We start from the raw sequence: 21561 nt of genomic DNA on the forward strand, positions 1-21561 counted from the left end.
GTTCCCCGGCCCTCAAGACCGTTCGGAGGGTCACCGGATCATCGATCCGGTTTACGTCGATTCGGCCAACACTGGCCAATCACGATAGGAACGGTGCGGGCGTGCTGGCTGTCCGTTGACAGCGAAGTCAGTCCGACGAAAGGCGCTGACCTGCGCGGACTAACCTTGCTGTCAATGCGGTCGCGTGTCGTCGCCCGCCCCTTCCGAACCCTTTGACCTGCGCCGACTGGATTGGGTGGCAAGGAGCGGCTGCGGACTGGGTTCACTGTCGACGGACACTGGCGGGCATCGCGACGGCCCGGCCGCTCATGGACGGCGTACCGCGGGATTCGGCTGACGCACGTGCGCGTGGCGACTGTCAGGAGCCGTAAGACGTGTCGGAGGCTCGGAGAGCCGTCGGTTTCAGCGCGCGGCGCCGGACGCCGTCGGGTTCAGGCGGTCGCGGATGATCCGTACGGCCGCCTCCGCGTCGTCCACCGTGATCGTGAACGTACGGCCGTCCCACAGGCGCAGCACCACGCCCTCGCCGCGCCGGACGACGAAGGCGGTGCCCTTCTCGGGCCGCCAGCGGTAGCCCCAGCCGCCCCAGTGGCGCGGAGTGACCCTGGGGGCGAAGTCGGCGCCTGCCACCTCGGAGAGGGGGATACGGCGGCGCGGCACACCGATGTGGCCACAGCGCACTTCGAGGGAGTCCTTGTCGACCTTCACGGTGAGGTGCACGAACGCGAGCGTGCCGAAGAGCACCAGCACTCCGGCCGCGATGCAGCCGACGACCGACATGACGAGCGGGGCGGTGCCCGACGTCCACGCAGAGTCGACCGCCAGTTCGATGCCGAGCGCCATGCAGGCGGCACCGCCGAGGGCCGGCAGCCACTGCACGCGGTTGGTCGCGCGCCCGGTCCAGACCTCAGGCTGCTCAGGGGCTTCGGGGGTGCCCTCGTCGCCGTGGGGATGGTCCCTCATGGCTACGAGCCTACTCAGGTTCCGCAGCACGGGCACCGGGTTGCGGAGCGTTACCGCTCAGGGGGCGCCTGTCCTGGGCGCAGTGCGCGACCGGCGGTCAGCGCACACCCCTGGCGGCCTGGGGTTCGGCGGACGCGGAGCCAATCGCCTGCAGGAGCCTGCCTTCGTCGTACGCCAGCGCGGGCACGGGCAGCGCGGCCTCGCGTCCGCTGAGGAGCACCGTGAGCGTGCCGTCGGCGCAGGCCTCGACGGCCGGGAGCTGACCGACCCGGCGCAGCGCCTGGGCGGCGACGGCTCCGGCGGAGCCGTGCAGGACGAGGGGCGGCAGGCCCGGCTGCTGCACGGCCGCGCGGATACGCTCGGCGACCAGCTCGTAATGGGTGCAGCCCAGGACGACGGTCCTTACATCGTCGGGGGTCAGCACGGCGGCCGCGGTGACCGCGGCGTCGATCGCCGCCTGGTCCGCCTGCTCCACGGCCTCGGCGAGCCCCCAGCACGGCACCTCGGTGACCGCCACACCGTCGGCGAACTCCCGGATCAGACCCTGCTGGTAGGGGCTTCCGGTGGTGGCCGGCGTCGCCCAGATCGCGACGGGCCCGCCGCCCGCGGCGGCCGGCTTGATCGCCGGGACCGTGCCGATGACCGGCAGTCCGGGTTCGAGGAGGGCCCGCAGGGCGGGCAGGGCGTGCACGGACGCGGTGTTGCAGCCGACGATCAGGGCGTCGGGCCGCCGCTCGGCGGCCGCCTCCGCGACGGCCAGGGCGCGCCGGGTGAGGTCCTGAGGAGTGCGCGGTCCCCAGGGCATGCCGTCGGGATCCAGGGAGAGCACCAGATCCGCGTCCGGCCGCAGACGGCGTACCGCGGAGGCGGCGGGCAGCAGTCCGATTCCCGAATCCATGAGCGCGATCTTCACCCGGTCACCATAGACGATCCGCCCCGGCGGGCCGCCGCTGTGGGGCACACTGCGCGGGTGAGCGCCGTTGTGTGGACCGCCGTCGGATCACTGGCCGCCTGGCTGTGGCTGCTGCTCGGCCAGGGCTTCTTCTGGCGTACGGACGTACGTCTTCCCGCACGCCGGGAACCGGACTCCTGGCCGTACGTCTGTGTCGTCGTCCCGGCGCGCGACGAGGCCGCCGTACTGCCGCGAAGCCTGCCCTCTCTGCTGGCGCAGGACTACCCGGGCCGCGCGGAGGTCTTCCTCGTCGACGACGGCAGTACGGACGGCACCGGGGAAGCGGCCCACGAGCTGGCGCGGCGGCACGGCGGGCTGCCGCTCACCGTCTCCGCGCCCGGGGAGCCGCCGGCAGGCTGGACGGGCAAGCTCTGGGCCGTACGGCACGGAATCGAGCGGGCACGCGCGCGTGGGCCCGAGTATCTGCTGCTGACGGACGCGGACATCGCTCATCGGCCGGACAGTCTGCGGGAGTTGGTGGCGGCGGCACGGACCGGCGGTTTCGACCTCGTGTCGCAGATGGCCCGGCTGCGGGTGGAGAGCGCGTGGGAGCGGCTGGTGGTGCCCGCCTTCGTCTACTTCTTCACTCAGCTCTACCCGTTCCGCCGGATCGGGGTGAACGGCTCGCGCACGGCGGCCGCGGCGGGCGGCTGTGTGCTGCTGCGCACGGACGCCGCCGAGCGGGCCGGGATTCCGGACGCCATCCGGCAGGCCGTCATCGACGACGTGGCGCTCGCGCGGGCGGTCAAGGGCGGCGGCGGCCACATCTGGCTGGGGCTCGCGGAGCGCGTGGACAGCGTGCGGCCCTATCCCCGGCTGCACGACCTGTGGCACATGGTCGCGCGCAGCGCCTACGCCCAACTGCGGCACAACCCGCTGCTGCTCGTCGGTACGGTCCTCGGGCTGGCGCTGGTCTATCTCGTGCCGCCCGCGGCGCTCGTCATGGGTCTCGCGGCGGGCAGCACGACGGCCGCGCTCGCCGGCGGGCTCGCCTGGCTGGTGATGACGTCGACGTACGTGCCGATGCTGCGCTACTACCGCCAGCCGCTGTGGCTCGCTCCGCTGCTGCCGTTCACCGCGTTCCTCTATCTCCTCATGACGGTCGATTCGGCGGTGCGGCACTACCGGGGACGGGGTGCGGCCTGGAAGGGCCGCACCTACGCGCGCCCCGCCCCCGAGCAGCGCTGAGCGGTCACTTCCGGCCCGGAGTCCAGTTCATGCCCCACCCGTAGGCGTAGTCGACCGTGCGCTGCGGGCTCACGCCTCGCTCGGGGACCAGGTAGCGGGCCTCGCGCTGGACGAGCAGGTCGCCGCCCTGGCTGGTGATCAGGGCGAGCGCGCAGACGGTGGAGGGGACGGTGCACTCGTCGAGGGAGAAGTCGATGGCCGCGCCGTGCTGCGGCTGGAGGGTGACCCTCGCGTGCAGGTCGGCGAACGAGCGGGCGCCCTGGTAGATGGTCACGAAGATCAGGATGCGCCGGAAGGCCTGCTTGTGGTCGAGGTTGACGGTGAGGTTCTCACCGCTCGCGACGGCGCCGGTGCGGTCGTCGCCGTCGAGGTGGATGTACGGCGGCTGGTGCAGCGCCCCGAAGGCGTTGCCGAGCGCCTGGACGACTCCCTTCCTGCCGTCGGACAGCTCGTACAGGGCGCACAGGTCGAGGTCGAGGTCCGCGTGCATCGCCACGGCCCGGCCGAGCTTGCTGCCCCACCCCGAGAACTGCTTGCGCACCTCCCAGTTGAGGTTCACGCGCAGGGCACCGGACGTGCCGCCCTGCTTGGTCAGTGAGACCGAGGGGGCCTCCTTGGTGAGCGTGACCTTGGTCAGGCGGACCGGGGCCGGGGTCGGAGGCGGGGGTGCCGTGGGCGGGGCCGGGGGTGCGGGCGGGGTCGGGGTGGAGGGCGGGGTCACCGGGGGCGGGGCCGTGACCGGCGGAGCCACGGGCGCGGGCGGCGCCGCCTGCTGCGGCTCGTCCACCGTGATCCCGAAGTCCGTGGCCAGCCCTTCGAGCCCGCTGCTGTACCCCTGGCCGACGGCGCGGAACTTCCAGGCGCCCTGACGGCGGTAGAACTCGCCCAGGACGAAGGCCGTCTCCACACTCGCGTCGGCGCTGTCGTAGCGCGCGACCTCGTTGCCCGACCCCGCGTCGACCACACGGATGTACAGCCCCGGCACCTGCCCGAAGGGGCCGCCGTCCGCCGAGGCGGCGAGCACCACGGTCTCGATCCCGGGCTCCACGCGCGCGAGGTCGACGACCAGCGCGTCGGTCACCTGGCCGCCCGCGCTCCGCTTGCCCTCGTGGCGGACCGCGCCGGAGGAGTGCGCGGGCTGGTTGTAGAACACGAAGTCGGCGTCGGAGCGCACCTTTCCGGCGGCCAGCAGGAGCGCCGAGGCGTCCGCGTCGGGCACTCCCGCTCCGGAGCGCCAGCCCAATTCGACGCGCAGTGCGCCCGTCGGCACCGCGACATTCGACCCTTTCGACATTGACATGTCCGCCCCCATCACAAGGTCACCGCCAGGCCAGCGTCCCGGGCGGTCCGTTTCGATCCGTCGTCGCCAAACCTATTCCCCCGAGGCCGTGAACCCCCAGGAGCCGTACCGAAAGATCCCTGTCCAACCGCCGGTAACCCGCCGGGAACTCCCCCTCTACATGATGCGAACGCGATCTGCTGCCCTTTTTCACCGAGTTCGCTCGCATTGGGGATCCAGCGTCACGGCCGACACGGAAAACAACCCTCTTATCGGTCTCCCCAACCAGCACATCGTGGGCTTAACTTATGTGCCATGACCTCCCCCCGCTCCACCTATGGCGGCGGTTACTACTCCGCCTCGTCCTTCCCGGACACCCCCATCTACGACTCCCTCGTGGCTGAGCGGGGCACCCCGCAGATCGCCCCGATCCGGGTCCCGGCCGCGTACGACACCCCGGGCGGCAACCTGCCCGCACTCCCGTCGGCGCTGCCCGCCCTGCCCGCGGGCCCGTCCCCGCAGGCTCCCTCCTACGGCTACCCGCAGGCCCAGCAGCCCTCGCCGCTGCAGCAGGCCCCGACCGCGTACATCCCGCAGCAGTCCGCGGGCGGCCCGCGCGGTTACCCGGGCGCCCAGCCGCAGCCGCCGCGTCCGATGGCGGGCGGCACCGGCTACGAGGCGATGCGCCCGGCGGCTCCGCGTCCGGCCCCGGCCGCCCCGGCGCCGTACCAGGACCCGTACAACAACGGGCAGCAGTACCGCGGGTACTGAGTCGTCTCCCATGAGGTTGTCGGTGCCTGCTGGCAGGATGACCTCATGGTCAACGCGTCGCTGCACTCGATTCACGTTCACCCGCTGAAGGCGGCCCGGGGCTTCGCCCCCGACGAGGCCGTGGTGGAGCCCTGGGGGCCGGCGGGCGACCGGCGCTGGGTGCTGATCGACGACACGGGCAAGGTCATCACGCAACGTCCGCATCCGCGCATGGCGTTGGCCGCCGCCGAGCCACTGGCCGGCGGCGGCATCGTGCTGTCCGCGCCGGGCCGGGAGCCGCTCGCTGTCGGCGTGCCCGAGCCGACCGGCACGACGGTCGTCGAGATCTGGCGGGACAAGGTGGAGGGGGTCCTCGCCGACGCCGAGGCGCACGCCTGGTGCAGCGGCTATCTGGGCACCGAGGTGCGTCTGGTGCACCTCGACGATCCGGCCACGCGCCGTCCCGTCGACCCGGAATACGCGCGCGAGGGGGAGACCGTCAGCTTCGCCGACGGCTACCCGCTGCTGCTCACGACGGCGGCGTCGCTCGACGCCCTCAACTCCCTGATCGCACGGGGCGACCACCCCGACGAGGGCCCGCTGCCGATGAACCGCTTCCGGCCGAACGTGGTGGTGGCGGGCACGGACGCCTGGGCCGAGGACGGCTGGCGCCGGATCGCCATCGGCGAGGTCGCCTTCCGCGTCGCCAAGATGTGCGGACGGTGCGTCGTGACCACCACCGACCAGGGCACCGCCGAGCGCGGCCGGGAGCCGCTGCGCACCCTGGGCCGCCATCGCCGCTTCGGCGACAAGCTGGTCTTCGGCCAGAACCTGGTGCCGGAATCCGTCGGCACGATACGCGTCGGCGACCCGGTGGAGATCCTCGAATAGGACCGCCCGCTCAGGACCGCCCGGTCACCCTCGGCCGCCGTCCCGGGGCGGCCCGAATCAGATCCGTGTACGGGGAACACAGGTCCCGGGCAGGCTCGTTGAGCCTGTGTGAGAAGTTCATGAGAGGCCTCCGGGGAGGGTGACTTCGCTCTCTCTTCGCCGGGTTCGCGCGTGAACGGCTCCGCCCGGGGTTACCACGGACGCGGAAGGGGGTGCGGGACGGTGCGAGCAATCGGCGGCCTCTGGCGCTGGCGGGGCAACCCCCTGCGCCGGACGACCGATCTCCTGGAGGCCTGGCTGGCGCTGGCGGCCCTGGTGCTGATCCTCGTCGCCGCGCCACTGATCGGCGCCGTCGTCGGAACCGCCGTCCAGGACGCCCTGCAGCAGTCCGTACGACAACAGCACCAGGCCCGGCACCTGGTGACGGCCACCGTCGTCAGGAAACTCGACCAGTCCCCCCTGAGCCCGGACCCCGAGGCCGCCACGGGACGCGACCGGCACACCCGGGTGCTCGCCGACTGGACCGCACCGGACGGCACCACGCACCGCGACACGGCCCTGGCGAACCTCGGCGACCCGAGCCCCGGCGACCGGTTCACGCTGTGGACCGACCGACAGGGCAACGTGGTCGGCCGCCCGCTGGACTCCGCCACGGCGGCGACGCACGCCGTGCTGGCCGGCTTCGGCGCGACGGCCGTCGCCGCGGGACTCGTCGAGGGCGGCAGGCGGCTGATCGTCCGGCGCATGGTCCGCCGCCGGTACGCCCGCCTGGACCAGGCATGGGAGAAGGCGGGCCCGGACTGGGGCAGGACCGGCGCAGGCAGTTGACCGCCTTCCGGCTCCGGTCAACTCCCCCTGCCCGCGCACGCTACGGTGGACCAGCCGAACTGTTCGGCATCAACCCGCGTTCTACGAGGTGGGGGCACAGCAGCGCATGGCACAGGGCACGGTCCAGGTGACGCACACCGGTACGTCGCGGTGGCGGCGCCGCACAGGTGAGTACGCATCGCTCGCCGCGGCCCTGGAGGCCGCGGGCGAAGGCGATGTGCTCACCATCGCCCCCGGGACCTACAGGGAGAACCTCGTCGTCGAGCGGGCGGTGACGCTGCGCGGCCCCGAGGGCTCCGCCGGGTCCGTGCGCATCGCCCCGATGGACGGAGTGCCGCTGACCGTGCGCGCCTCCGCCGTGGTCCAGGACCTGCACGTGGAGGGCCAGGACTCGGCCGCGCCCGCGCTGCTCGTCGAGGACGGTGTGCCGGAGCTGCTGGACCTGCGGATCGTGACACGCTCCGCGGTCGGCATCGAGGTGCGCGACGGCGCCCGCCCGACCGTGCGCCGCTGCACGGTCGACAACCCGGCCGGGATCGGCATCGCCGTGGTCGACGGCGGCGGTGGGGTGTTCGAGGAGTGCGAGATCGTCGCCGCCGGGCAGGCCGGGGTCGCCGTCCGCGGAGGCGCCCACCCGCGCCTGGACCGGTGCCGGGTGCACCACACCTCCGGCGTCGGCCTGTCCGCGACCGGGGAGAACTCCTCGCTGGAGGCCGTCGGCTGCGAGGTGTACGAGGTCCGCGGCTCCGGGGTGCAGATCACCGGGCGGGCCACCGCGCACCTCACCGACTGCGATGTGCACCGTACGAGCGCGGACGGCGTCACGCTGGACACGGACGCCGTGCTCACCCTCGCCGACTGCCGCATCCACGACATCCCCGAGAACGCGGTCGACCTGCGCTCGCGCTCGGTCCTCACGCTGACCCGCACGACGGTACGGCAGTTCGGGCGCAACGGTCTGTCCGTCTGGGACCCGGGCACACGCGTGGACGCCAACCAGTGCGAGATCTTCGACAGCACGGGCGACTATCCCGCGGTCTGGGTCAGCGACGGCGCGACGGCGGTGCTGGACTCCTGCCGGGTGCACGACGTGCCGGACGCGCTGTTCGTCCTCGACCGAGGCTCGCGCGCGGACGTCGTCGACAGCGACCTCTCCCAGGTGCGGAACACGGCCGTGTCGGTCAGTGACGGCGCGACCGCCCAGCTCGACGACTGCCGCATCCGGGAGGCCGGGACAGGCGCCTGGTTCCGCGACCACGGCAGCGGCGGCACGCTCAACGGCTGCACCGTGGACGGCACGCAGACCGGCGTGATCGTCACCAAGGGCGCCGATCCCGTCATCGAGCGCTGCACGGTCACCTCGCCCGCCGAGGCCGGCTTCTACGTATCGGCGGAGGGCCGGGGCAGCTTCCTCGACTGCCGGGTCACGGGCAGCGGCGGCTACGGCTTCCATGTGATCGACGGCTGCCGTGCGACGCTGCGCAAGTGCCGTACGGAGCGCTGCGCGCGCGGTGGCTACGAGTTCGCCGACGGCGGCCCCGGCGCCGCGGGCGGGGGGCCCGTGGTCGAGGAGTGCACCAGCGACGAGAGCGCCGGAGTGCGGCCCCCGGCGGCGCAGGAGACCGCCGTACAGACCGCGAGCCAGTCCGCCGGCCTGCTCGGCGCGATCCCGGGCCAGCGCACCACCGAGCAGGAACCCCTCAGCACTCCCGCCCCGGAGCCCGAGCAGCCCGCCCGGACCTCGAAGGCCGTACTCGGTGAACTCGACGCGCTGGTGGGCCTGGAGAGCGTCAAGCGCGAGGTGCGCGCCCTCACCGACATGATCGAGGTGGGCCGCCGCCGCCAGCAGGCGGGCCTCAAGGCGGCATCCGCCCGCCGTCATCTGGTCTTCACGGGCTCCCCCGGCACCGGCAAGACGACCGTCGCACGCCTGTACGGCGAGATCCTGGCCTCGCTCGGGGTCCTGGAGAAGGGCCACCTGGTCGAGGTGTCCCGGGTCGACCTGGTCGGCGAGCACATCGGCTCCACGGCGATCCGCACCCAGGAGGCGTTCGACCGGGCGCGCGGCGGAGTGCTGTTCATCGACGAGGCGTACGCGCTGTCCCCGGAGGACTCGGGCCGTGACTTCGGCCGCGAGGCCATCGACACACTCGTGAAGCTGATGGAGGACCACCGGGAGGCGGTGGTGGTGATCGTCGCGGGCTACACGGCCGAGATGGAACGGTTCCTTTCCGTCAACCCCGGTGTGGCATCCCGTTTCTCACGGACCATCACCTTCGGCGACTACGGCCCCGAGGAACTGCTGCGGATCGTGGAGCAGCAGGCCGAGGAGCACGAGTACCGGCTCGCTCCGGGCGCCAGCGAGGCCCTCCTGAAGTACTTCACGGCGATCCCCAAGGGGCCCACGTTCGGCAACGGCCGCACCGCGCGCCAGACCTTCGAAGCCATGGTGGAGCGCCACGCGGGCCGGGTCGCGCAGGTCGACGAGCCGAGCACGGACGACCTGACGCTGCTCTACCCGGAGGACCTGCCGGAGCTGTCGTAGACCCGGGCCCGGGGGCCTGCCACCTGGGGCAAGCCCCACCACGGGTGGCCGGGCTGCCGGATGGGACGCAAGTGGCGTGACGGCCAGCATGGTTGCCATGACATCACGCACGCGAAACGTTGTTGCCCTCACCGTCTCCGTCGCGGCCGCGGCCACCGCGCTGACCGCCGTCACCGGCTCCGGGGCCGCCGCTTCCCCGGGCTCCGCCCCACCCTCGCTCACCTGGGGGCCCTGCACCCAGCCCGGCAGTCTCGCCGGTCAGGAGTGCGCCGAACTGCCCGTACCGCTCGACCACCGCGACCCCGACGGTCCCCAACTCACCCTCGCGGTCTCCCGGTTGCCCAGCGAGCGCCCCGAGGCGCGACGCGGCACGCTGCTGGTGATCCCCGGCGGTCCGGGCGGCTCCGGCCTGCGGCGACTGGCCCAGCAGGGGGAGGCGCTGCGCCGGGAGCTCGGCGGCGTGTACGACATCGTCAGCTTCGATCCTCGGGGCGTGGGCGCCAGTTCGCGTGCGTCCTGCGAACTCCCCGCGGAGGACCGGAACTTGGTCACGCTGCGGTCCTGGCCCGCACCGGACGGCTCCATCGCCGAGAACGTCGCCCGCTCCCGCCGTACCGCCGAGGCCTGTGCCCGAGGCGGCGGCGCGGTGCTCCGCAGCCTGAGCACCGCCAACGAGGTCCGCGACATCGACCGCTTCCGGCAGGCACTGGGCGAGGAACGCCTGTCGGCGCTGGGCGTGTCCTACGGGTCCTATGTGGGCGCCGTGTACGCGCAGAAGTACCCGCGGCGCACGGACCGTTGGGTGCTGGACAGCATCGGCGACCCCGATCCGCGGCGGGTCGCGCGCGGCTGGCTGGCGAACATGGCGGTGGGCGCGGAGGACCGGTTCCCGGACTTCGCGGCCTGGGCCGCCGACCCGGCCCGGGAGGAAGAGGGGCTGCGGCTCGCGGGGCGTCCCGAGGACGTACGGCCTTTGTTCCTCGCCCTGGCGGCCGAGCTGGACCGTGCCCCGCGGGAGACGACCACGCCGGGCGTCCCGCTCACCGGCAACCGGCTGCGGCAGGCCATGCAGAACGCCCTGTACAACGACGCCGCCTTCCCTCGACTCGCCCGGCTGATACGGCAGGCCGGGGACCCGGAGGCGACACCGGTCCTGACGCCGGACGTGGCCGGACCGCTGAGCGACGAGGACGCGGCGGTCACCATGGCGGTGGTGTGCAACGACGTGCGCTGGCCGAGGCCGGTGGCCGCGTACGAGCGGGCGGTGGCCGCGAACCGCGCCCGGTATCCGCTCACGGCCGGGATGCCCGCGAACATCACTCCGTGCTCCTTCTGGAAGGACGCGCCCGTCGACAGGCCCACCCGGATCACCGACCGGGGCCCGTCCAACATCCTCATGATCCAGAACCGGCGTGACCCCGCCACCCCGTACTCCGGCACCCTGAAGATGCGTCAGGCCCTCGGCGACCGGGCCCGGCTCGTCACGGTCGAGAACGGCGGCCACGGCGCGTACCTGGGCACCGGCAACGCCTGCGGCGACCGCGCGGTGACGACGTTCCTCACCACGGGAGAACGGCCGCGGCAGGACGTCTCCTGCCCGGACGAGACCTGACCTAGGCCTGCCGGGGGCGCGGCACCTCCGGTCCGATTCGCTCCAGCAGCCGCTCCCGCTCCTCGGCGAAGGCCGGGTCCGCCTGGTAGTCGGAGTGGCCCAGGATCGGGGCGGGCAGCGGGTGCTCGGCGGTGCGGCCGTAGGCGAGCGGGTCCTTGAAGGGCTCGGCGTCGACCTGCGGTCCGCAGTCGCCCGGCAGGCGTACGGGGCCGCCGATGGGGTCGGTGGCCCGGTGCAGGTTGCGCCAGCAGTCGACCTCGCGGTGCAGCGAGGCGAGCGCGGCCGGACCGAAGTGGGCCGGGAACCAGCGCCCGTACAGCCGCTCCAGCGGTGAACCGTACGTGAGCAAGGCGATCCGCTTGCGCACCGACGGCTTCAGCTGCCAGGCGGCGGCCGCCGCGAGGACGCTGCCCTGGGAGTGCCCGGAGATGACCAGCCGCCCGCCCGTGGCGCCCGTCCAGGTGTTGATGCGCCAGCTCAGGTCGGGCACGGCGCGCTCGGCGTAACAGGGCGGGGCGAAGGGGTGCGCGGCGCGCGGCCAGAACGTGCCGACGTCCCACAGGATGCCTATGGTGCGCCGCGCTGAGGCGTCCTTGTAGGCGCGGCGGCCCCAGGTGACGAACAGTATGAAGCCGAAGCCGATCAGCCAGGAGCCGAGGGTCTGCGCGGTCTGGGCGGCGCCCTCCACGAAGTCGTGCGTGCCGTGCGCGGCGTTGGCCGGTGTCTTGTCCGTCGCCAGGGTGCCCACGAGGGCCGCGGTGCCGAGGAGCAGGGTGACGGTGGAGATGATGCCGATGACGAGGGGGGCCTGGTCGGTGAGGGAGGCCATGGCGCGGGTGCGCGCGATGTGGCGGGTACGGTCCTCGTCCTTCGGCTCGCGCTCCTCGTCGTCCTTCGCGCCGTCTGTCTCCTCGCCGTGCTCCTCGTCGCCCTTCGCCTCGCCCTCACGGCCTTCTTCGGCCTTGAGGGCGTACTCGCGCTCGACCGCCGTCATCCCGCGGCGCCGCAGCGCCCAGGTGCGGCCGGCCAGCCAGCCCAGCAGGGCCAGCAGGACGAGCAGCAGCGGTGGGATCACGGACGCCTGCCAGGTCAGCATCACCGGCGGGGCGATCCGGACGTCCGGGGTGCCGTTGAGCCAGTCGGCGACACGCTGGGCCACACCGCCGGACATCGCGCCGCCCAGCGCGCAGGCCAGCATCGCCACGGCCGGTCCGGCCAGACCGCGCATCGCGGTGCGTGTGTCGCGGTGGGAGCGGTACAGCAGGCGGGACACCACACCGAGCACGATGACAAGGAGGCCCTGCATCAGGGCGATCCCGCCGAACGTCATGTCGCCCGGCAGCCCGTTCACCGAGTTCCACTCGGGACGCGACCACCCCGCGTACAGCATGGACAGCACCAGCAGCACGATCGAACCGACCGGCAGCCGGCGCACGAGGTGGCCGTCCAGCTCACTGTCCAGGCGCTGCTCGCTGCGGCCCCGGCGGCACACCACCCACAGCACCACGAGCGCACCCGCCACGAGCCCGGCGTTCAGCAGCCAGCCGAGGCTCTCCAGCGGCACGGACCCGCCGGCGCGGCGGTCCTCACGCGCCGCGGACGTGCCGACCGCCGCCGCGACCGTGAGGAAGCCCGCGGCCGTGTGCGCGGCCCGCAGCCGGGCCACCAGGCGGCGGCCGTACCAGAAGCCGGGGCTGCCGAGAGCGGTGCGTTCGGTGTCCTCGTCGCGCTCGGCCTGCGGGCCGACCGGCTTCTGGGATTCGTACGCGCTCCAGGTGCGGTGCGACAGATACCAGAGGAGTCCGGTGAGCGCGGTGGGCACCAGGGAGGCCAGGGCGAGGCGGCGGCCGGGCTGGCTCCACCAGCCGCCGCCGGAGATCTCGGGCGACAGGAAGCCCAGCCAGGAGTGGTCCTCGGCGCACGCGCGTGTGCCCGCGCACTGCCAGGCCGTCAGGTCGAGGGCGACCTCACAGGCCGCGGCGACCAGCAGCACGGTCAGGGTCAGTCCCGCCAGCCGCACCAGTAACCCGTAGAAGCGCACCGTCCGCTGCCGACCGCGGGTGTTGGGGCGCATCCAGTGGGCGAGGTTGACCACCATGAACGGCACCAGCAGCAGCCACAGGGCGCGCGAGCCGTTGCCCGAGGTCAGGTTGCACCAGACGTAGGCCTCGGGCACCGGTTTGCCCCGGTAGTCCTCCGGCCGCTTCTCCGCGTCCGCGTCGTCGATCCGGCGGAAGACGGCCGCGGTGTCGTCGCCGGTGATCCGGACCGTCCGTGGATCGTCCAGCATCTCTTCCGGCGTGGTGCCGCCGACTCCGTGAACCAGGAGTTCCAGGGCCGCTCCGGCCGCTTCGGGCTGCGGGGCGGGGCAGACGCCCTCGCCCGTCGGGACATGTTCCGTCGCACGCGTCACTGTTCTGCTCTTCCCCCGTGCTGCGCCCATGGCAGGTGTGATGTGCAGGCACATGTTCTCCCGTCAGCGCGCCGCCTACACCTCTGGTCACCGAATCTCCCCGATCCGTGTGCGACCGTGACGAGCGGCGACGCGCGGCGTGTCGTGTCCGCGTCGGCACAGGCAGTGGCGCGGTCCCCGTCGGGCCATGCGAGGATGGGACGTCCTCAGGACCGGGCGCGAGGAGAATGTCCTCGTCGGAGGGGGTACAGGAGGCATGTCGGGCGTGAGGCGAAAGGACCGGAGCGGGCGTGAGTGAGAACCAGAACCTCCTCGCGGAGCAGCGCCGCGCGCTCATCCTCGATGAGGTGCGGCGGCGTGGCGGGGTCCGTGTCAACGAGCTGACGCGGAAGCTCGGCGTGTCCGACATGACGGTCCGCCGCGACCTGGACGCGCTGGCCCGCCAGGGCGTGCTGGAGAAGGTGCACGGCGGCGCGGTGCCGGTGGTCGAGGCGAGCACCCACGAGCCGGGCTTCGAGGCCAAGTCGGGGCTGGAGCTGACCGCCAAGGAGGACATCGCGCGGGCGGCGGCGGAGCTGGTCGCGCCGGGCACGGCGATCGCCCTGTCGGGCGGTACGACGACGTACGCGCTGGCGCACCGGCTCCTGGAGGTGCCGGACCTGACCGTGGTCACCAACTCGGTGCGTGTGGCCGACGTCTTCCACGCGGCGCAGCGTACGTCGGGTCCCCGGCAGGGTGCCGCCACGGTGGTGCTGACGGGCGGGGTGCGGACGCCGTCGGACTCCCTCGTGGGGCCCGTGGCCGACCAGGCCATCGCCGCGCTCCACTTCGACATGCTGTTCCTGGGCGTGCACGGGATATCCGTCGAGGCGGGCCTGTCGACGCCGAACCTGGCAGAGGCCGAGACGAACCGGCGGCTGGTGCAGTCCGCCCGGCGGGTCGTCGTGGTGGCCGACCACACCAAGTGGGGCACGGTGGGCCTGAGTTCATTCGCCGGACTGGACCAGATCGACACGCTGGTCACCGACGCCGGGCTGCCGGCCGAGGCGCGCGCGGAGGTCTCCGAGCAGCTGCGGCGGCTGATCGTGGCCGGTGAGCCGGCTCAGCGCACGGGCGCGTGAAGTCCGGGGGCCATACAGACATCTGACGGTCCGCCAACTAGGGTGACGCCGTCCGTCACCTGCCTGTTGCCGCGGTCCGCGAGGAGGTTACGTCCATGGCTCGCCGTCTGCGCCCGGTGGAACTCGACTTCGCCGGGACCGCTCCCGTACGGCTGACGTTCGCGCGTGAGATGAGCGCGCCTCCGGACGTGGTGTTCCGGTCGCTGGCCGAGGACGTGCCGGGCTGGAGCGCGTGGTTCTCGGCGGTGACGTATGCGCGGCCGACCGGCGACGGCGGCGGGCGGGAGGTACGGCTGAAGGGCGGGGTCCGTTTCCTGGAGACGGTCGTCGCGGCCGAGCCGGCCACGGTGTACGCGTACCGCGTGGACGAGACCAACGCCCCCGGGATGCGTGCGCTGCTGGAGGAGTGGCAGCTGACCCCGGTCGTCGGCAAGGGCACCCGGATCCAGTGGACCTGGGCCACGGACGGGCCCGCGGCCTACCGCTTCGCCCTGAAGGTGGCGCGGCCGGGGCTGGGGCGTGCGTTCCGTGACGCGGTCATGGCGCTGGACCGGCGCCTGGCGTCCCCTCGCCCGTGAGCCGCCTTCAGTCCGGCCACACCCCTGTCTCCAGCAAGGACTCGATCGCCGCCGTGTACGGCCCGATGTCCAGCCCCTGCTGCGCGAGCCAATCGTCCGAGTAGTACTTGTCGAGGTAGCGGTCCCCCGGGTCGCACAACAGTGTCACCACGCTCCCCTGGCGCCCCTCGGCGACCATCTCGGCGATGATCTTCAGGGCGCTCCACAGGCCGGTGCCGGTGGAGCCGCCCGCCTTGCGGCCGATGGCGTGCTCCAGGGCGCGTACGGCGGCGACGCTGGCCGCGTCCGGGACCTTCATCATGCGGTCGACGGCGCCCGGGACGAAGCTGGGCTCCATGCGAGGTCTGCCGATGCCCTCGATGCGGGAGCCGGAGCAGCAGGTGACGTCCGGATCGCCGGTGGTCCAGCCCTCGAAGAAGCAGGAGTTCTCCGGGTCGGCGACGCAGATGCGGGTGTCGTGCTGCATGTAGTGGACGTAGCGCGCGATGGTCGCCGAGGTGCCGCCGGTACCGGCCGTGGCGACGATCCACGCCGGCCCGGGGAAACGCTCCAACTCCAGCTGACGGAAGATGGATTCGGCGATGTTGTTGTTGCCGCGCCAGTCCGTGGCCCGTTCCGCGTAGGTGAACTGGTCCATGTAGTGACCGCCGGTCTCGTCCGCGAGGCGGGCGGACTCCTCGTACATCGTGCGCGAGTCGTCTACGAAATAGCACTGCCCGCCGTGGAATTCGATCAGTCGGCACTTCTCGGCACTGGTCGTGCGGGGCATGACGGCGATGAAGGGCACGCCGATCAGCTTGGCGAAGTACGCCTCGGACACGGCCGTCGACCCGCTGGACGCCTCGATCACCGGGCGGCCCGGCCGGATCCAGCCATTGCACAGGCCGTAGAGGAAGAGGGAGCGGGCCAGGCGGTGCTTGAGGCTGCCGGTGGGGTGGGTGGACTCGTCCTTGAGGTAGAGGTCGATGCCCCAGCTCTCGGGCAGGGGGAAGCGGAGCAGATGCGTGTCGGCCGAGCGGTTGGCGTCGGCCTGGACCTTGCGGACGGCTTCTTTGAGCCAGGCCCGGTATTCGGCGTCGCTGTGGTCGACGTCCAGGGTCGTACCGGTTCTGGTGGTCCCGGTGGTCCCGGTGGTCCGGGGAGTGCTCACGGCGGGGCTCCTTCCGCGTCTCACCGACGGCGGGTCGCGCGGTCGGACGCCTCGATCATAAACACCTTCCGCACCCTTCTCACCTGCATAAACACTCCTTTGAGTACCCCAAAGGCACCCCTGTGCCAGCGGTGCGCGGGCGCGTGGGGGCGCATCCGGCGCATGCTCCGGATACGCGCCGCCGGTGCCGCCATGCGCACTGGTGCTCGATGCCGGGTGCGGGCAGACTGCACCGCGGGACCAGGCCCCCGTACGGGGATGCACACTGGATCAGGACCCGCAGGGGGTCACCGCGGAACACGGCCGACGCGCACAAGGGGGCGGGGCATCATGGCGGAGCCGGAGTTCAGGGCCACGGGCGTGCGGATCGGGAAGAGGCTGCGCTCGCTCACGCGGGCCGGACAGGTCCGCATCGAGGACGGCAGGCTGCAGTTGCTGACGAGCTACGGCAGCGAGATCGACAGCGCCCCCGTGCAGGCGGTGCGGGCGTCGAAGCCCTGGTTCGCACAGGATGACCAGGCGCTCGCGGATGTGAACGGCACGCGGTACACGCTGACGCTCGGCGAGCACGATCCCGCCCCGGGCAAGCCGGGTCCGCCCTCGGCTCGCCGGTTCATCGAGGCGGTACGCAAGGCCGCGGGCCGTAGCGGCTGAGTCACCGCGAGTTGCGGTACGGCATCCCCTGCGTCACGCTGGTCTCACGTCACTCTGGGTTTACCGGCGATAACGCTGCGAACCAGCCCGCCGGGCACGACCGCGGGCGGCCGCCGTACGCAGCCACCGCACGAACACGAGCCGTCGGCCTTCACAGGCCGTCGCCCCACAGCAGGCGGCGTCTTCCCGCAGCCACCTCGCTGGATCCGATCTCCGTTGTCTTCCGGACCTCAATTCGGGGAGTCGCAGCCGTGATCAGCCAGCCAAGCAGGCACTGCACGGTGGAGCTCCAAGCCCTGCCGTCGCGGATCGGCCAGGTCCGCAGAATCGTATCTGCGCAATTGCGCTACTGGCATCTGGACGCCCTCATCGACCGGGCGGCACTCGGTGTGACCGAGTTGCTGACCAACGTCCACCGGCACGCCGAGCCGGACAAGACGTGCACCGTGGAGATCGAGCTGCTGCTCGACCGGCTCACCGTGTCGGTGCACGACCACGACCCGCGTCTCCCTGTCGTCGGGGACGCCGAGGCCTTCGCCACCTGCGGACGCGGCCTCGCGATGGTCGCCGCGGTCAGCGAGAGCTGGGGTGCACGGCCGGACGGCGAGTCGGGCAAGGTCGTGTGGTTCACGCTCCCGGCATGCGCGGAAGCGGTGCCGAAGCATCTGCCGTACGACACCGGACACCAGCCCGCCGTGCGCAGGCTCAGGTCCGAACGCGCTCCCGCCCGGTCGGCCGTTGCCGGCTGACCGGGCGGTGACCCCTTTGAATGGCTCGTTCGCCTACAGGGCGCGGCTCTCTCGCGGCCGACGCGTTGGGGACAGTGGACGTTGGAGGGCCCTTCGCCCTTGTCACTCGGTGGCGATGGCGCGCAGCACGTCCAGGCGCGCCGCCCGCCGGGCCGGGCGCAGGCCCGCGAGGGCGCCGGCCGCGAGCCCCACCAGGGCCACCACGGCGAGTTGCAGGGGCGGCATCGCGAAGGCGAAGGCACTGTCACTGGCGCCGTCGGAGGCCTTGACGAGGACCCAGCCGAGGAAGGCGCCGAGGCCCAGCCCGCCGGCCGTCCCGAACGCGGCGACGAGCACCGACTCCCAGCGGACCATGGCCCGCAGCTGGGGCCGGGTCTGCCCGACCGCCCTCAGCAGGCCGAGTTCCCGGGTGCGTTCGTGGATCGCGAGCGTCAGCGTGTTGGCGATGCCGAGCAGCGCGATCAGCACGGCGAGCGCCAGCAGTGCGTAGACGAGCGTGAGCATCATGTCGATGGCGCCGGCCGCCGACTGCGCGTACTCGTCGCGGGTCTGCACCTCCGGATTGCCGTACCGGGCCGCGACCTCCTCCACCTCGGCCGTGCCCTCCGCCGTGCTCACACCGTCCTTGAAGGAGACGGCGACCAGGGTGTCGGAGTCCTGGGTGCGGTGCGGTTCCCAGGCGGCGCGGGTGATGACGTAGTCGCCCGCGAGCTCGGACCGGCCGTACACCGCGCGGACCGTGAAGGTCTCCTTCTCGCCGTCGGTGAAGGCGAGTTCGGCCGTGTCACCGGTCTTCAGGCCCAGCTTGCCGGCCTCCTTCTCGGTGATGGCGATGCCGTCGGTGCCGAGGTCGTCGAGCGAGCCGCGTACGTCGCCCAGATCGAAGAGCCGGCCGAGAGCGACCGGGTCGGTGACGGTCAGCTGCCGTCCGTTGCCGTTGACCTCGGCGACGCCCCGGCCGAGACCGACGGCGTCCTCCACCGCGGGCTGCTCGGCGACGGCGGGGGCCAGCCGGGGGCTGAGTCCGCTGCCGCCCCCGCCGAACGACGGGGCGCTGACGGCGACGTCACCCGCGAAGGAGCGGGACACCGTCTGGTCCATGGTGGCCTTCAGCGAGGCGCCGAAGACCGTGAACAGGGACACGACGGCCACGCCGATCATCAGGGCGCCGGCCGTGGCGGCGGTGCGCTTGGGGCTGCGCAGCGCGTTGCGCCGGGCGAGTCCGCCGGTCACTCCGCGCAGCCTGTCCAGGGGGCCGCCCAGGAACCGTAGAGCCGTCGAGGAGGCGACCGGTCCCAGGGCCACGAAGGCGGCCAGGGCCAGCACGGCGCCCGTCCCCGCCAGCCAGACCGACGGGGTCGCGAGGACCCCGGCCAGGGTGATGCCGAGGGCCAGCGCGGCCAGACCGCCACCGGCCACGGCACGGGTGCGCGAGGCTCCCGACTGGTCGACGGCCGTCTCCCGCAGCGCGGCCAGCGGCGCGGTGCGTCCGGCGCGTACGGCGGGCAGCAGGGCGGAGCCGAGGCAGACCACGACGCCGACCGCGAGCGGCAGCATCATCGACACCCCGCTGATCACCAGGTCGCCCTCGGGGAACGGGAATCCGATCACCGGGAACAGCGCCTGCAGCCCGGCCGCGATGCCGATCCCGCCCGCCAGCCCCACGGCCGACGCGAACACGGCCACCGCGGTCGCCTCGACGAGGGTCGAGACGGTCACCTGGCGGCGTGAGGCGCCGAGCGCGCGCAACAGCGCGTTCTCGCGGGTGCGCTGGGCCACGACGATCGCGAAGGTGTTGTGGATGGAGAAGGTCGCGACCAGCAGCGCCACGCCGGAGAACACCAGCAGGAAGGTGGTGAAGAGGTCCAGGAACTGGCTGGAGATCATCTCGGTGTTCTCCTCGGCCGACTCCTGACCGGTGATCGCCTCGACTCCCTCGGGCAGTACGGGAGTCAGCGCGTCCACCAGCTCCCGCTCGCCCACGCCGGGCCCGGCCCGCACCTGGATGGTCGCGGCCTCGCCGGGCCTGGCGGTGAGGTACTTCTCGGCGTCGGCCCGCGTCATGCCGGTGAAGGTCACCTGCGCCATGCCGTCCTCGCCGCCGAAGGTCGCGAGGCCGACGACGGTCACCTCGACGGGGTCGGGCGTGCGCAGGGTCGTCGTGTCGCCGATCTTCAGGCCGCCCATCTCGGCGGTGCCTTTGTTGACGACGACCTCGCCGGACTTCCGCGGGGCGCGGCCCTCGGCGAGGCGGTACGGGTTGAGCTCGGTGTCCTGGATCCAGTTGCCCGCGAGCGTGGGCGGGCCCTGTCCGCCGATCGGGTCGCCGTCCTTGCCGACGAGCTGGCCCGCGCCCTCGATGTTGGGCTCGGCGGCGGCGACACCGGGGACCTCCTTGATGGCCGTCACCAGGTCGGTGCCGACGGGCCGGCGGAAGCCCTCACTCTCCCCCGGTGTGGTGATGGTGTCGGCGCTGCGGACGACGGCGTCCGTGCCGCCGGCCGCGTTGCCGAACATCGAGTCGAAGCTCGCGCGCAGGGTGTCGCCCATGACGAGCGTGCCCGCCAGGAAGGCGACGCCGAGGAGCACCGCGGAGAACGTACCGGCGAAGCGGCGTTTGTGGGCGCGCAGGGACTTCACGCTGATGCGTACGGAGGCGTTCACGACGTCACCTCGAAGGCCTTCATGCGGTCGAGGACCTTGTCCGCCGTCGGGGCCTCCATACGGTCGACCGGGCGTCCGTCGGCGAGGAAGACGACCTCGTCGGCGTGGGCCGCCGCGACCGGGTCGTGCGTGACCATGACGACCGTGCGGTGCATGACGCGTACCGCCCGGCCGAGCAGGTTCAGCACCTCCTCACCCGAACGCGAGTCGAGGTTGCCGGTCGGTTCGTCGGCGAAGACGACATCGGGCTGCCCGGCGAACGCCCGCGCCACGGCGACACGTTGCTGCTGCCCGCCGGAGAGCTCGGAGGGCCGGTGGTGGAGCCGGTCGCGCAGCCCGACGACATCGATGAGCGCGTCGATCCACTCCTGCGGGCCCTTGCCGCCCGCGAGGTCCATGGGCAGCGTGATGTTCTCCGCGACGGTCAGTGTGGGCACCAGGTTGAAGGCCTGGAAGACGAAGCCGACGCGGTCGCGGCGCAGCAGGGTGAGGCGGCGGTCGTCGAGCGTGCTCAGCTCGGTGTCACCGATGTACGCCGCTCCGGAGGTGAGGGTGTCCAGGCCCGCCGCACAGTGCATCAGGGTGGATTTGCCGGAGCCCGAGGGCCCCATGATCGCGGTGAAGCGGCCGGCCGGAAAGCCGACGCTCACCCCGTCCAGGGCCCTCACAGCCGTGTCCCCGGAGCCGTACACCTTGACGGCGTTCTCGACGCGCGCGGCGGTACGGGTCGTGGTGGTCACGGTGCTCACGCCGCTCCTCCCTTGCCCGTCGTACGGCCGAACTGCTCGTCCAGGACGGACAGCCGGCGCCAGTACTCGTCCTCGTCGATCTCACCGGAGGCGAAGCGGCGGCCGAGCACCGCGATCGGCGATTCGCCCGACGGGCGGGCGTCCTCCGCCGCGCGCCACGGTCCGTGCCGGCCGCGCCGGACGGTGCGGCGCAAGAGGACCACGACGCCGACGATGACGGCCGCCCAGATCAGCGGGAAGAACAGGATCCACGGGCCGGGGCCGCCGTCCCAGTGCGCGAGGGTCTGCATGTCAACAAGGGTCTGCATCTCGAACTCATCTCCTGGGTCGCGTTTTTCGAGATGCTTCGAGGCTCGCGCCGGGAGGGGGTCGAAGTCGTCGTACGGCCAGCGGCAGTGCGCGTACCACGGCGGGAGTACGGGGGTGTCGGAGCGCTGCTCCCAGCCTCTGGACTTCTGTACCTACTGGTATGTAC

At 72.5% G+C, this 21561-nt stretch carries 18 protein-coding genes; 10 read left to right on the forward strand and 8 right to left on the reverse strand.

Annotation, left to right across the window (positions count from 1 at the left end; all coding sequences use genetic code 11):
* Positions 1-402 precede the first annotated feature (402 nt).
* Positions 403-963, reverse strand: coding sequence for a hypothetical protein (locus ACWD3C_RS31865; protein WP_451149644.1), 561 nt, complete (start codon positions 961-963; stop codon positions 403-405).
* Between the two features lie 97 nt (positions 964-1060).
* Positions 1061-1876, reverse strand: a complete 816-nt coding sequence (locus ACWD3C_RS31870; protein ID WP_451149645.1) for a glutamate racemase — start codon at positions 1874-1876, stop codon at positions 1061-1063.
* Positions 1877-1933: 57 nt separating this feature from the next.
* On the opposite strand from ACWD3C_RS31870, the gene ACWD3C_RS31875 reads away from it, so the two are divergent.
* A complete protein-coding gene (locus ACWD3C_RS31875) occupies positions 1934-3103 on the forward strand; it encodes a glycosyltransferase (protein WP_451149646.1) in 1170 nt (389 codons plus the stop codon).
* Between the two features lie 4 nt (positions 3104-3107).
* On the opposite strand, the gene ACWD3C_RS31880 is transcribed toward ACWD3C_RS31875, so the two are convergent.
* A complete protein-coding gene (locus tag ACWD3C_RS31880; RefSeq protein ID WP_451149647.1) occupies positions 3108-4403 on the reverse strand; it encodes a TerD family protein in 1296 nt (431 codons plus the stop codon).
* 294 nt (positions 4404-4697) lie between these two features.
* Here ACWD3C_RS31880 and ACWD3C_RS31885 point away from each other — a divergent pair, with 294 nt between their 5' ends.
* The 5 genes from ACWD3C_RS31885 to ACWD3C_RS31905 all read left to right on the forward strand — a co-directional run bounded on the left by ACWD3C_RS31885 (position 4698) and on the right by ACWD3C_RS31905 (position 11008).
* A complete protein-coding gene (locus tag ACWD3C_RS31885; RefSeq protein WP_451149648.1) occupies positions 4698-5153 on the forward strand; it encodes a DUF6643 family protein in 456 nt (151 codons plus the stop codon).
* A 45-nt stretch (positions 5154-5198) separates the two neighbouring features.
* The gene (locus tag ACWD3C_RS31890; RefSeq protein ID WP_451149649.1) at positions 5199-6023 is read left to right on the forward strand and encodes an MOSC domain-containing protein; all 825 of its coding nucleotides are present in this window, start codon (positions 5199-5201) and stop codon (positions 6021-6023) included.
* 222 nt (positions 6024-6245) lie between these two features.
* On the forward strand, positions 6246-6851 hold the full coding sequence (locus ACWD3C_RS31895; protein ID WP_451149650.1) for an Rv1733c family protein: 606 nt from the start codon (positions 6246-6248) through the stop codon (positions 6849-6851).
* Between the two features lie 106 nt (positions 6852-6957).
* Positions 6958-9396: a right-handed parallel beta-helix repeat-containing protein gene (locus tag ACWD3C_RS31900; protein ID WP_451149651.1), complete on the forward strand. Its 2439-nt coding sequence runs from the start codon at positions 6958-6960 to the stop codon at positions 9394-9396.
* A gap of 97 nt (positions 9397-9493) precedes the next feature.
* Complete coding sequence (locus ACWD3C_RS31905) at positions 9494-11008, forward strand: alpha/beta hydrolase (protein ID WP_451149652.1); 1515 nt, start codon at positions 9494-9496, stop codon at positions 11006-11008.
* A gap of 1 nt (position 11009) precedes the next feature.
* On the opposite strand, the gene ACWD3C_RS31910 is transcribed toward ACWD3C_RS31905, so the two are convergent.
* Entirely contained in the window at positions 11010-13298 is a 2289-nt protein-coding gene (locus tag ACWD3C_RS31910; RefSeq protein WP_451149690.1) for a hypothetical protein, read from the reverse strand.
* Between the two features lie 413 nt (positions 13299-13711).
* Between ACWD3C_RS31910 and ACWD3C_RS31915 the strand changes: the two genes are divergently transcribed.
* Positions 13712-14542, forward strand: coding sequence for a DeoR/GlpR family DNA-binding transcription regulator (locus ACWD3C_RS31915; protein WP_451149653.1), 831 nt, complete (start codon positions 13712-13714; stop codon positions 14540-14542).
* A gap of 95 nt (positions 14543-14637) precedes the next feature.
* Complete coding sequence (locus tag ACWD3C_RS31920; RefSeq protein WP_451149654.1) at positions 14638-15120, forward strand: SRPBCC family protein; 483 nt, start codon at positions 14638-14640, stop codon at positions 15118-15120.
* A gap of 7 nt (positions 15121-15127) precedes the next feature.
* Here the strand turns inward: ACWD3C_RS31920 and ACWD3C_RS31925 are convergent, their stop codons facing one another.
* Positions 15128-16270 (reverse strand): PLP-dependent cysteine synthase family protein, encoded by a 1143-nt coding sequence (locus ACWD3C_RS31925; protein ID WP_451149655.1) that lies wholly within the window; start codon positions 16268-16270, stop codon positions 15128-15130.
* 330 nt (positions 16271-16600) lie between these two features.
* Between ACWD3C_RS31925 and ACWD3C_RS31930 the strand changes: the two genes are divergently transcribed.
* Both ACWD3C_RS31930 and ACWD3C_RS31935 read left to right on the forward strand, forming a co-directional pair.
* Positions 16601-16924, forward strand: a complete 324-nt coding sequence (locus ACWD3C_RS31930; protein ID WP_451149656.1) for a hypothetical protein — start codon at positions 16601-16603, stop codon at positions 16922-16924.
* 251 nt (positions 16925-17175) lie between these two features.
* Positions 17176-17673, forward strand: coding sequence for an ATP-binding protein (locus tag ACWD3C_RS31935; RefSeq protein ID WP_451149657.1), 498 nt, complete (start codon positions 17176-17178; stop codon positions 17671-17673).
* 102 nt (positions 17674-17775) lie between these two features.
* Here the strand turns inward: ACWD3C_RS31935 and ACWD3C_RS31940 are convergent, their stop codons facing one another.
* Genes ACWD3C_RS31940 through ACWD3C_RS31950 form a run of 3 tightly spaced genes read right to left on the reverse strand, consistent with a single transcriptional unit; the run spans position 17776 to position 21376 of the window.
* A complete protein-coding gene (locus ACWD3C_RS31940) occupies positions 17776-20337 on the reverse strand; it encodes an ABC transporter permease (protein WP_451149658.1) in 2562 nt (853 codons plus the stop codon).
* Complete coding sequence (locus ACWD3C_RS31945; protein ID WP_451149659.1) at positions 20334-21086, reverse strand: ABC transporter ATP-binding protein; 753 nt, start codon at positions 21084-21086, stop codon at positions 20334-20336. The genes ACWD3C_RS31940 and ACWD3C_RS31945 overlap by 4 nt, the downstream gene beginning before the upstream one ends.
* Positions 21083-21376 (reverse strand): SHOCT domain-containing protein, encoded by a 294-nt coding sequence (locus ACWD3C_RS31950; RefSeq protein ID WP_451149691.1) that lies wholly within the window; start codon positions 21374-21376, stop codon positions 21083-21085. The genes ACWD3C_RS31945 and ACWD3C_RS31950 overlap by 4 nt, the downstream gene beginning before the upstream one ends.
* Between the last annotated feature and the right edge of the window lie 185 nt (positions 21377-21561).

This window comes from Streptomyces sp. NPDC002845, assembly GCF_053591955.1.